Annotated in this window: 7 protein-coding genes and 1 pseudogene; 7 read left to right on the top strand and 1 reads right to left on the bottom strand. The window is 70.6% G+C overall.

Features of this window, described 5'->3' with window-relative positions; translation table 11 throughout:
- Nucleotides 1-116: 116 nt before the first annotated feature.
- A pseudogene (locus ABZU46_RS28355) lies at nucleotides 117-521 on the bottom strand (helix-turn-helix transcriptional regulator); the annotation flags it as partial.
- Nucleotides 522-943: 422 nt separating this feature from the next.
- Between ABZU46_RS28355 and ABZU46_RS28350 the strand changes: the two are divergent.
- The 7 genes from ABZU46_RS28350 (at nucleotide 944) to ABZU46_RS28320 (ending at nucleotide 11,231) form a co-directional block, all read left to right on the top strand.
- Nucleotides 944-1,762, top strand: a complete 819-nt coding sequence (locus ABZU46_RS28350) for a basic amino acid ABC transporter substrate-binding protein (RefSeq protein ID WP_354862520.1) — start codon at nucleotides 944-946, stop codon at nucleotides 1,760-1,762.
- Between the two features lie 76 nt (nucleotides 1,763-1,838).
- Nucleotides 1,839-2,633, top strand: a complete 795-nt coding sequence (locus ABZU46_RS28345; protein WP_354862518.1) for an amino acid ABC transporter permease — start codon at nucleotides 1,839-1,841, stop codon at nucleotides 2,631-2,633.
- A 5-nt stretch (nucleotides 2,634-2,638) separates the two neighbouring features.
- Nucleotides 2,639-3,478, top strand: coding sequence for an amino acid ABC transporter ATP-binding protein (locus ABZU46_RS28340; protein ID WP_354862516.1), 840 nt, complete (start codon nucleotides 2,639-2,641; stop codon nucleotides 3,476-3,478).
- Between the two features lie 234 nt (nucleotides 3,479-3,712).
- Nucleotides 3,713-4,717 (top strand): multicopper oxidase domain-containing protein, encoded by a 1,005-nt coding sequence (locus ABZU46_RS28335; RefSeq protein ID WP_354862514.1) that lies wholly within the window; start codon nucleotides 3,713-3,715, stop codon nucleotides 4,715-4,717.
- 18 nt (nucleotides 4,718-4,735) lie between these two features.
- Entirely contained in the window at nucleotides 4,736-8,683 is a 3,948-nt protein-coding gene (locus tag ABZU46_RS28330) for a ThuA domain-containing protein (RefSeq protein WP_354862512.1), read from the top strand.
- Nucleotides 8,684-8,691: 8 nt separating this feature from the next.
- Entirely contained in the window at nucleotides 8,692-10,221 is a 1,530-nt protein-coding gene (locus tag ABZU46_RS28325) for a plastocyanin/azurin family copper-binding protein (RefSeq protein ID WP_354862510.1), read from the top strand.
- Between the two features lie 32 nt (nucleotides 10,222-10,253).
- Nucleotides 10,254-11,231: a hypothetical protein gene (locus tag ABZU46_RS28320; protein WP_354862509.1), complete on the top strand. Its 978-nt coding sequence runs from the start codon at nucleotides 10,254-10,256 to the stop codon at nucleotides 11,229-11,231.
- Nucleotides 11,232-11,303: the final 72 nt, after the last annotated feature.

Raw genomic sequence — 11,303 nt, 5'->3', positions numbered from 1 at the left:
CGCGCGCTGAGGCCGGCCGGCCCTGCGGGGTCCGTCCGATCGGGCTACCGGCGCGACGCACCTGCCTGCGACGGGGAGGCCGGGGTGGCGCCGGAGCCGGTCGTGGACGGCGGCGCTCCCTCGACCGGGAGGTCGCGGCCGGCGAGGCGGCGCAGAAGCTCCCGGATCTGGCGCTTGTCCGCGGCGGAGACCGTGTCATCGAGTAGCCGCCGGCGGATGGTGCCCATGTCCGCCTCGACCTCCGCCAGCACCCGGGGCGTCACGGCGGCGTTCGGCATCGCGAGCGGCCGGATCGCGGCGGCGATGGAGAGATCGAGGGTGGCGCAGAGGCTGCGGACCTTGGCCAACTCGGGGTAGCGCTGCCAGTCACCGGCGAGCCAGCGGAACAGCGTCGAGCGGCTGACGCCGGTGTGGTGCGCGATGTCGCCGACGGTCCAACCGTGCTCCTCGCGGGCGTCGTCGACGGCCTGGCGGACGAACTGCGCGAAGGCCATCTGAGGCGTCGTGGGGTAGGTGTCCATCCTCAGCCGTGCCCTCCCACCCGGGATCGCCTCGGTGTACCCGGCTCGATGGTCAGTTCTGATCACCCATTCCAGTGCCGGCGGCACCACCGATCGTCTAACAGCTTCTGTGGTGGCGCAGCGGTGGCCGGCACGACGGCTTACTCGTTCGAGGTGGGTCGGATACTCAACTGCCGTTGGTCGCGGCGGACCGGCCCGCGGCGCGGGTCACCCGGACGACGGCGGACGGACCGGGTCCGCTGCGACCTGTCGTCCCGAACGTGTCCGCCTGTCCCGTTCACGGGCTGTGATGGACGCCGCAGCACGACGGCCACGCCCCGTGATCTGGGTACCGTTCGTCGAATCAGGTACCGTCCCCTGTCACACCGTCTTCGCACCAACCTGGCTGCCCGTCACAGGGGAGCCGAACCGGAGGGACACTCGTGAGAGTCCGTAGCGCAGTCCGTCAGGCCGGCCTTGTCGCGGCGGTCGCCGCTCTGGCGTTGAGCGCGGGATGCGCCAAGAAGGATGACAGCGAGGTCCAGGCCAGCGGGGTCAAGCTGGTCGAGGCCGGCAAGCTGACCGTCTGCACCCACCTGCCGTACCCGCCGTTCCAGTCGAAGGACGCCAGCGGCAAGGTCACCGGGTTCGACGTCGACGTGATGGACCTCGTGGCCAAGGAGCTTGGCGTCGAGCAGACGATCATCGACACGCCGTTCGAGGGGATCAAGTCCGGTCAGGACCTGAACACCGGCAAGTGCGACGCGGCGGCCGCCGGCATGACCATCACCGCCGAACGCCAGAAGGTGATGAACTTCTCCGACCCGTACTTCGACGCGACGCAGGCGTTGCTGGTCAAGACCGGGAAGCCGTACAAGTCGCTCGACGACCTGCGGGGCAAGAAGCTCGGCGTCCAGGCGGCCACCACCGGTCGTGACTACGCCAGGAAGTTCGAGAAGGAGAAGGGCCTGCAGCTGGTCGAGTTCGAGGATCTCGCCGCCCTGCAGCAGGCCGTCGCCAACGGCCAGGTCGAGGCCGCCGTCAACGACCTGCCGGTGTGGACCGAGTACCTCCGCAAGAACCCGGGTGGGTTCGAGGTGACCGCCGAGTTCGACACCGGCGAGCAGTACGGGTTCTCGGTGAAGAAGGACGGCAACCCGGAACTGCTCAAGAAGATCAACGAGACGCTGGCCAAGGCCAAGCAGGACGGCTCGTACGACGCGATCTACTCCAAGTGGATCGGCAAGCGGCCGAGCGCCTGATCGAAGCTCAGTGGGGAAGGGCGCGCGCGACGCGCGCCCTTCCCGTCGGCACACTCCGGGAAGGCAACGAGCCAACGTGAAGCTGCGACGCCGCCAGCGGGAACGACTGTCCCTCGGCATCCAGTACCTGGTCTTCGTCGCGATCATCGCCGCGGTGCTCTTCGCCGCGGACTGGGGCAGGCTCAAGGACGCGTTCTTCCGCGTCGACATCATCGAGTCGATGTTCCCGACGATCATCACCGTGGCGCTGCGCAACACGATCCTCTACACGTTGGGCGCGTTCGCCTTCGGCCTCGTGTTCGGCACCGTCCTCGCCCTGATGCGGCTGTCCCGGGTGGCGCCGTACCGCTGGCTGGCGACCGCGTACATCGAGCTGTTCCGGGGTCTGCCGGCGCTGCTGATCCTCTTCCTCGTCGGGTACGGCATCCCCATCGCCTTCCCGGAGCGGGAGATTCCCGGCGGCGTGTTCGGCTCGATCGCGATCGGTCTCGGCCTGACCGCCGCCGCGTACATGGCCGAGACCATCCGGGCCGGCATCCAGGCCGTGCCGAAGGGGCAGATGGAGGCGGCCCGCACCCTCGGCATGTCGCACTTCACCGCCATGCGCACCATCGTCATTCCGCAGGCGTTCCGGATCGTCATCCCGCCGCTGACCAATGAGCTCATCCTGCTCACCAAGGACTCGTCGCTGGCCTACGTGCTGGGCGTGACGGCGCAGACCATCGAGGTCACCAAGTTCGGCCGGGACATGCTCAACGACCGGGTGAACGCCACGCCGCTGCTGGTGGCCGGCCTCGCCTACCTGGTCATCACCCTGCCCCTGTCCCAGGTGGTGCGCCGCCTCGAACTCCGCTACGCCAAGGCCCGGTGACCCGCATGACGACCACCCCGTCCCGTCCCGCCGTCGAGATCCGCGACCTGCACAAGTCCTTCGGGCCGCTCGAGGTGCTCAAGGGCATCGACTTCCAGGTCGGCCAGGGCGAGGTCGTCTGCGTCATCGGGCCGTCCGGCTCCGGCAAGTCGACGCTGCTGCGCTGCGTCGACCTGCTGGAGGAGCCGACCGCCGGCACGATCTGGGTGAACGGCGTCGAGATGACCGACCCGGACGTCGAGATCGACGCGGTACGCCGGGGCATCGGCATGGTGTTCCAGTCGTTCAACCTGTTTCCGCACCTGACCGTGCTGAACAACCTCACCATCGCCCAGCGGCGGGTGCTGCGGCGCGGTCGCGCCGAGGCCGAGCGGATCGCGCGGGCCAACCTGGAGCGTGTCGGCCTGACCGACAAGGCCGACGCGTTCCCGGCGCAGCTCTCCGGCGGGCAGCAGCAGCGGGCCGCGATCGCCCGGTCGTTGTCGATGGAGCCGAAGCTCATGCTCTTCGACGAGCCGACCTCGGCGCTCGACCCGGAGCTGGTCGGCGACGTGCTCACCGTCATGCGGGGGCTCGCCGAGGACGGCATGACGATGATGGTGGTCACCCACGAGATGGCGTTCGCCCGGGACGTGGCGGACCGGGTCGTGTTCATGGACGGTGGCGTCGTGGTCGAGCAGGGGCCGCCGCAGGAGGTGCTGGGCGCGCCGAAGCACGAGCGGACGCGCGCGTTCCTCGCCCGGGTCCTCGACCCGACGCGGGTGGAGCGGCTCGGTCAGCCTGACCAGTCGCCCGAGCCGCCCGAGGCGCCCGGCCTGCCGACGGACGACCGGCACACCGTCTGAGCACTCCACATCGCCTGGTCAATCGACGCACGGCGTGATCTCGCGGTAATCTTCCTGCAATCAGACCTGTACTTTCGTCGATGGATTACATAAGTTGGGTTCATCCATCGAAAGTTCTGAGTCTTCCGAGCGAAGTCCGCGACGATCCTCACCTCAGTCGTGCTGCCGCCTTGTGCTCGGCGGTCGATGCACCCTGCCCTCGTCGCGTCTTCGCCCGGTCGGGAACGGAGACCCATGGACGATCACGCCGTTGGCTCCCATCGTCACCTGTCCCGCCGATCACTGATCGCCACCGGGGCGCTCGCCGCCGGGGCGCTGGGCGCGTCCGCGCCCACGCTCGGCGGCGCGTTCGGAGGCAGCCCGGCCCGGGCCGCCGCCGGAGTGACCAGGAAGGTCACCATCTACGCCGAGCAGTTGCCCGGCGGGCTGTTCGGGTACGGCCTCGCACCCGGGCAGGCCACCGTGCCGGGGCCCGTGCTGGAGATCTACGAGGGTGACACCCTGGAGATCACCCTGGTCAACACCACCGCCCAGCGGCTGTCCATCCACCCGCACGGGGTGGACTACAGCACCGACTCGGACGGCAGCCCGTTCAACGACTCGTTCAACAACCCCGGCGAGACCCGGACGTACGTCTGGCGCTCCCACGAGATGGTGGCCGCGTCGGGTCGCCGGTACATGCCGGGCAGCGCCGGCTACTGGCACTACCACGATCACGCCATGGGCACCGACCACGGCACCGCCGGAGTCGCGAAGGGCCTGTACGGGGCGCTGATCGTCCGCCGCCGCGGCGACATCCTGCCGGAGAAGCAGTTCACTGTCGTGTTCCACGACATGACGATCAACAACCGGATGGCCCCGGACACGCCGATGTTCGAGGCGAACCTGGGCCAGCGGGTGGAGTGGCTCGCCATCGGGCACGGCAACCTGTTCCACACCTTCCACCTGCACGCGCACCGCTGGGCGGACAACCGCACCGGAATGCTGGAGGGACCGGCCGACCCGAGCCTGGTCATCGACAACAAGGACCTCAACCCGGGCAGCTCGTTCGGGTTCCAGGTGCTCGCCGGGGAGGGCGTCGGACCCGGCGCGTGGATGTACCACTGCCACGTGCAGAACCACTCCGACGGCGGCATGGCCGGGATCTTCCTGGTGCGCAACGCCGACGGCAGCATGCCCCCCGGCGCCGAGGAGGCGATCCACCGGTTCCAGGGCCACACCCACACGCATGGAAGCTGACCGAAAGTGGGGACGGGGATGACCAGAGACGTACGACGAGCCCTCGCCGCGGTAGCGGCCTTCGCCACACTGATTCCGGCCACGGCCACGGCCACGGCGGCGACCGCCGCGCCGCGACCCGCGGCCGCCGCCCAGGCGGCACAGCCGCCCAGAACAGCCGTGCTCGTATTCCACGGGCCGGTGGCCGAACAACAGGACCCGGTGTCGCGTGCCGTGGACACCATCCGACAGCTTGCGGCCAGTCATGACATCGATGTCACGGCCACCACGGACCCGGCGGTCTTCACCACGACCGGGCTCTCGGCGTACCGCAGCGTGGTCTTTCTCTCCGCGACGGGCGCCGCGCTCAACCGCGACCAGGAGTCGGCGCTCCAGGGCTACATGAAGGCCGGCGGGGGTTTCGTCGGCATCGCCGACGCCGCCCGCGCGCAGGTCGACTCCACCTGGTTCACCGGCCTGATCGGCACCCGCCCGGCGGGCGCCATCCCGGTTGCCGAGCCGGTGGCCGCGGTGACCGCCAGCGGCGAGAACCCGCCGAGCGAGACCAAGGAGAAGCTGACCGACGGCGACGCCAACACCAAGTGGCTGGTCCGCACCCCGACCGCGTGGGTGGCGTACCAGCTGGCCGCACCGAAGCGGATCACCGGGTACGCGCTGACGTCGGCCAACGACTTCGTCGGGCGGGACCCGAAGGACTGGACCCTGCAGGGCTCCACGGACGGCCAGACCTGGTCCGATCTGGACCGGCGCACCAACCAGACCTTCGCGGAGCGGTTCCAGACCCGGCGGTTCGACATCGCCACGCCGCAGGAGTTCAGCCGCTACCGGCTGAACATCACCGCCAACAGCGGCGAGCCGCTGATCCAGCTCGCCGACCTGCGCCTGTTTACCGGCGCGGCCACCGCGCCGCCGCCGACCCCCGTGAACCGGGCGGTGGTCGACATCCTGGACCGTAAACACCCGGCCACCGCGTCGCTGCCGCTGACCCTCACCCGGTCGGACCGCTGGGACAACTGGGACCCGAACCCGATCGGCGCGGTGCACACCCTCGCCCAGGTCGAGGAACGGCACTACGACCCGGGGCCGGGCGCCAACGGCCCGTTCCACCCGGTGTCCTGGTGCCGGGACTACGACGGCGGGCGGTCGTTCTACACCGGCATGGGCCACACCGAGGGCAGCTACGGCGAGGAGGCGTTCCGCGCGCACCTGGCCGGGGCGCTGAACTGGACCACCGGGCGCGTACGCGGTGACTGCCAGGCGACGATCGCCGCGAACTACAAGGTGGAGCGGCTCACCGCCGCCAACCAGACCGGGCAGCTGGACCAGATCGGCGAACCGCACGGGCTCACCATCGCGCCGGACGGCACGGTCTTCTACGTCGGCAAGGCGGCCTGCCCCAGCGGCCCGATCGCGGACTGGAACGACCCGAACGTCGGCCTGGGCTGCGGCACCATCCACTCCTGGGACCCCCGCAGCAGGCAGGTGAAACTCCTCACCACCCTGCGGGTCATGGGCAACCGGGGCAGCGGCTCGGAGTTGGTGAAGAACGAGGAGGGCCTGCTCGGCATCGTGCCCGACCCGAAGTTCGCCGAGAACGGCTGGCTCTACGTCTACTGGATGCCACACGAGTCGATCGACCGGGTGAAACGGGTCGGGCAGCGCACCATCTCCCGCTTCACCTACGACCGGGCGGCCCAGACCATCGACCAGGGCACCCGCAAGGACCTGCTGCAGTTCCCGGTGCAGATCCACAGCTGCTGCCACGCCGGCGGCGGCATGGCGTTCGACGCGAAGGGTAACCTCTACGTCGGCTCCGGCGACAACAACTCCTCCGAGGGGTCGCAGGGCTACTCCGGCAACAACTGGACCCAGGAGTACCAGGGGATCTCGTTCCAGGACGCCCGCCGTACGTCGGGCAACACCAACGACCTCGCCGGAAAGATCATCCGGATCCACCCCGAGGCGGACGGCACGTACACCATCCCGGAGGGCAACCTCTTCCCGCCCGGCACCGAGAAGACCCGCCCGGAGATCTACGTGATGGGCGTGCGCAACATCGCCCGCCTCCAGATCGACCCGGAGCACCAGTGGCTGACCGCCGGCTGGGTCGGCCCGGACGCCGCGTCGCCCAGCCCCACGCTGGGCCCCGCCAAGTACGAGACCGCCACCATCATCACCTCGGCCGGCAACCAGGGCTGGCCGTACTGCATGGGCAACCGGCAGCCGTACCGGGACCGCAGCAGCACCGACGCGACAGTGCTGACCGGCTGGTACGACTGCGGCAACCTGAAGAATGAGTCACCGCGCAACACCGGGCTGGTGGACATCCCGGCGGCCCGGGACAACATGATCTGGTATTCGCCGGATGGCGGCGGCCCGGTCTTCCCGAAGCGCACCGACGGCAGCGGCCTCCCGACGTACGTCGCGGCCGACGCCACCTACACGCAGCCGTACCTGCGCGGCGGCGGGCAGGCCATCATGTCCGGTCCCACCTACCACCGCGACCGGGTCGATCCGAACAGCACTGTGGCGTGGCCGGCGTACTGGGACGAGAAGTGGTTCATCGGCGACGAGTCGAACGCCGCCAACCGGGTCGCGGTCACCGTCGACCCCGCCGGCGTGCCGACGGCCACCCCGCCGGTGTACGCCGAGTCGCTGCGGGCCATCATCCCCAGCGGCAACGGCGACACCCGGCTGCAGAGCTGGATGGACGCCAAGTTCGGCCCGGACGGCGCGCTCTACCTGCTCGACTACGGAGGCGGGTTCTTCAGCCTGCACCCCAACCAGAAGCTCATCCGGATCACCTACACCGGCGGTGCGCCCACCCCGGCACCGGCGGCGAACTCCGTCGCCGTGCAGAACAAGCCGTTGACGATCGCCTTCACCGGCTCCCGGTCCGGCGGCGTGAGCCACCGGTGGGAATTCGGCGACGGTGCCACGTCGACCGAGGCGGACCCCCGGCACACGTACGCCAAGGTCGGCACCTACACCGCGAAGCTCACCGTCACGTACGCCGACGGCGAGACGGCGACGGTGCAGACCACCGTCACGGCCGGCTGCGCGGTGCCGGACTCCCGGGGCACGGTGTGGCTCGGCGACACGGACACCGGAGTGCCCAGCCGCACGGTCGGGCAGGGGTGCACGATCAACGACCTGATCGACGACGAGAGCACCTGGCCCGACCACAACGCCTTCGTCCGGCACGTGAGCGCGGTGACCCGCGCGTTGCAGGACGACGGCCTGCTCAACGCCCGCGAATCGGGCACGCTCACCCGCCTGGCCGCCGCGTCCGAGATCGGCCGGGACGGGCGCACCGGATACGAGCCGCTCTACGACGGCACCGCCGAGTCGCTGCGCGGTTGGCAGCAGGCGCCGACGGGATCGTTCAGCATCCAGCCGGACGGGGCCCTGCGTTCCAGCGGCGGCCTCGGCATGCTCTGGCACACCAAGGAGCTGGCGGACTTCTCCCTCAAGGTGCAGTTCCGCGACATCGCACCGGGCACCGGCCGCGCCAACACCGGCGTCTTCATCCGCTTCCCGGATCTGCGAACCCCCCTCGACCAGCGGCCACTGGGCAGCTGCGGCACGGTCGGGTCGGCCCGGACCTCGCCGGCCTGGATGGCGATCTACTGCGGACACGAGATCCAGATCTACGACGGGGAGACCGGCGAGCCGCAGAAGACCGGTTCGGTCTACAACTTCGACCCGGTGCCGCTCGCCCAGGCCGGCGTCACGCCGAAGAACGTGTGGAACGACTACGAGATCCGGGCGGTCGGGCAGCACTACACGATGATCCGCAACGGCGTGGTGATCAACGAGTTCGACAACACGCCGGGCAAGCAGTCGTCGCGTGCCGGCGACCCGCCGACCGACCTGCGGCAGTTCCTGTCCGGCTTCATCGGCCTGCAGAACCACGGTGACAACGACCTGACCGAGTTCCGCAACATCCGCGTGCGGGAACTCTAGGAGAGACGATGATCCGACGACTCACGGCCGCGCTGGCGGCGCTCCTGCTCACGGTCACGCCGTTGGCCGCGCCACCCGCCTCCGCCGCCCCGCGCGCCGCCGCGGACCAGGTGCTGACCTGGACCGCCGACGACAACATCACCCGCTACAAGTCCGTGCCCACCCAGGCGGTGGCCGGCGCGGCGACGATCATCTGGGAGAACAGCGCGGCCACCGGCAACACGACCGGAATGCCGCACACCCTGACCTTCGACACCAGCACCGAGCGCTACAACCACGACGTCACAGTCAACATCCTGGCCAGCCCGTTCGACGCCAACGACGGCCGCCACCAGGCGACCGTCACGCTGACCCCGGGCCGGTACCGCTACTTCTGCTCGATCCCCGGCCACAGCCAGATGGTCGGCGAACTGGTCGTCACCGACGGCGGGGGAGGCGGCGACACCACGCCGCCGACCGTCACCGCCGCCGTGTCGGGCGACCGTGACGGCGACGGCAACTACGTCGGCGCGGCGACGGTGACCGTCACGGCCACCGACGCGGGCTCGGGTGTGGACACGGTCGAGTACCAGGTCGACGACACCAGCTTCCAGCCGTACACCGCGCCGGTGCGGGTCACCGCGGTCGGCGACCACTCGGTGCAGTTCCGCGCCACCGACCAGGCCGGTAACACCAGCGCGGTCGGATCGGTGTCGTTCCGGGTCGTCGAGCCTACCGAGGAGGACACCACCGCGCCGGTGGTCACGGCCGCGCTGGCCGGCGACCGCGACGGCGACGGCAACTACGTCGGTACGGCCACCGCCACACTGACCGCCACCGACGCCGAGTCGGGGGTCGCCACCATCGAGTACGCCCTCGACGGCGCGGCCTTCACCGCGTACACGAACCCGATCGTGGTGACCGCGGCCGGGATGCACATGCTGCACTTCCGGGCGACCGACGTCGCCGGCAACACCTCGGCGGAGCAGATGGCCCACTTCACCGTCGTCGCCCCGCCGGAGGAGGACGACACCCCGCCCACGGTGGCCGCCACGGTCACCGGCGAGCGGGACGCCGACGGCGCCTACGTCGGCGCGGCGACCGTCACCGTCACCGCGACCGACGCCGGCTCGGGTGTGGCGTCGGTCGAGTACGCGCTCGACACCGGCGGCTGGACCGCGTACGCCGGCCCGGTCACCGTCCGCACGCCCGGGGCACACACCCTGCGGTACCGGGCGACCGACACCGCGGGGAACGCCGCCGCCGAGCAGTCCACCACGTTCACTGTGGTGGCCGACGGCACCGACGCCTGCCCCGCGTCCGACACCCGGGCCACGGTGATCATCGACGGTGACGACACCGGCGTGGCCAACGCCGACACCGGCGACGGTTGCACCATCAACGATCTGATCGACGAACACGCCGACTACCCCGGCCACGCCGACTTCGTCCGGCACGTCGAGGCGGTCACCACCGCTCTCGTGACCACCGGAACGCTGACCAAGCGGCAGCAGGGCGCCATCGTCCGGGCCGCGGCCCGATCGGACGTCGGCGCATGAGCACCCGAATCTCACCGACAGGGAGTACCACGATGCCCGGACGTACCGTCGCCAAGCTGGCCACCGTGACCGCCGTTATCGCCGCCTCGGTGCTGGCCGTGGCGCCCACCGCCCACGCCGACCTGGTCACCCACTGCATCGGCACCGGCGGTGCGGTGACCGTGCCCAACGACCTGCTCGTTCCGGCCGGTGAGTCATGTGCGCTGACCGGCACCACGATCACCGGCAACGTCACCGTCGCCGCCGGCGCCAACCTGGTGGTCACCGGTGGCCGGGTCAGCGGTGAGGTACGCGTCGCCGCCGACGGCTACCTCGACGCCACCGAGACCAGCGTCGACGGCCAGGTGGTGCTGGCCGCCGGCGGGTACGGCGTCTTCCTGTCCGACGCCCAGACCGGTGCGGTGACCGTCCGGCCGAAGGGCTCGGCCACCATCGACAGTTTCCTGTTCGCCGAGGCGGCGACGATCGCCGGGAACGTCACCGTCGGCGCCGGTGAGGTCCGGCTCGACGGGGGCACCCAGGTGACGCGCAACGTCAGCAGCACCGGCACCTACTACACCGACGTGCACGACTCGTTCGTCGACGGCACCCTGTCGGTGCTCAACAGCGCCACCGGCAGTGTCGTGTGCGGCAGCGCGGTCCGGGGTCGGGCCACGTTCGCCGGCAACCTCGGCGGTGTCCAACTCGGCCCGAACGGCGGCCTGGACAGCTGCGCCTCCGGCGGCTACTGGGGCGCGGACGTCAGCGTCACCACCACCACCGGTGGCGTCACGGTCGACGACAACATCATCAACGGCCAGCTGACGGTGACGGGCAACAACCCGGCCGCGCAGGTGGCCGCGAACAACCGCATCCGCGGCGGCGTGACCGGCGAGCAGGCCGCGCCGACCGCCAACCGGGCGGCCCGGATGGCCGCCCCCGACCGGGAGGACGCGGGCGACGAGCGCGCCGAGGTCCGTCGTACCTCGGCGGTGCAGGAGGCCACCGCGGCCGGCGACGCCCGGCTCTAGGGGATCGACGCCCGCGGGCGTGGGGGGGGGGGGGGGTCCCCCGGCCTCCCCCCCCCCCCCCCGGGGCCCCCC

This window comes from Micromonospora sp. NPDC005197 (assembly GCF_040608295.1).
GTDB lineage: Bacteria > Actinomycetota > Actinomycetes > Mycobacteriales > Micromonosporaceae > Micromonospora.
This window is presented reverse-complemented; position numbering and strand designations above follow the sequence as displayed.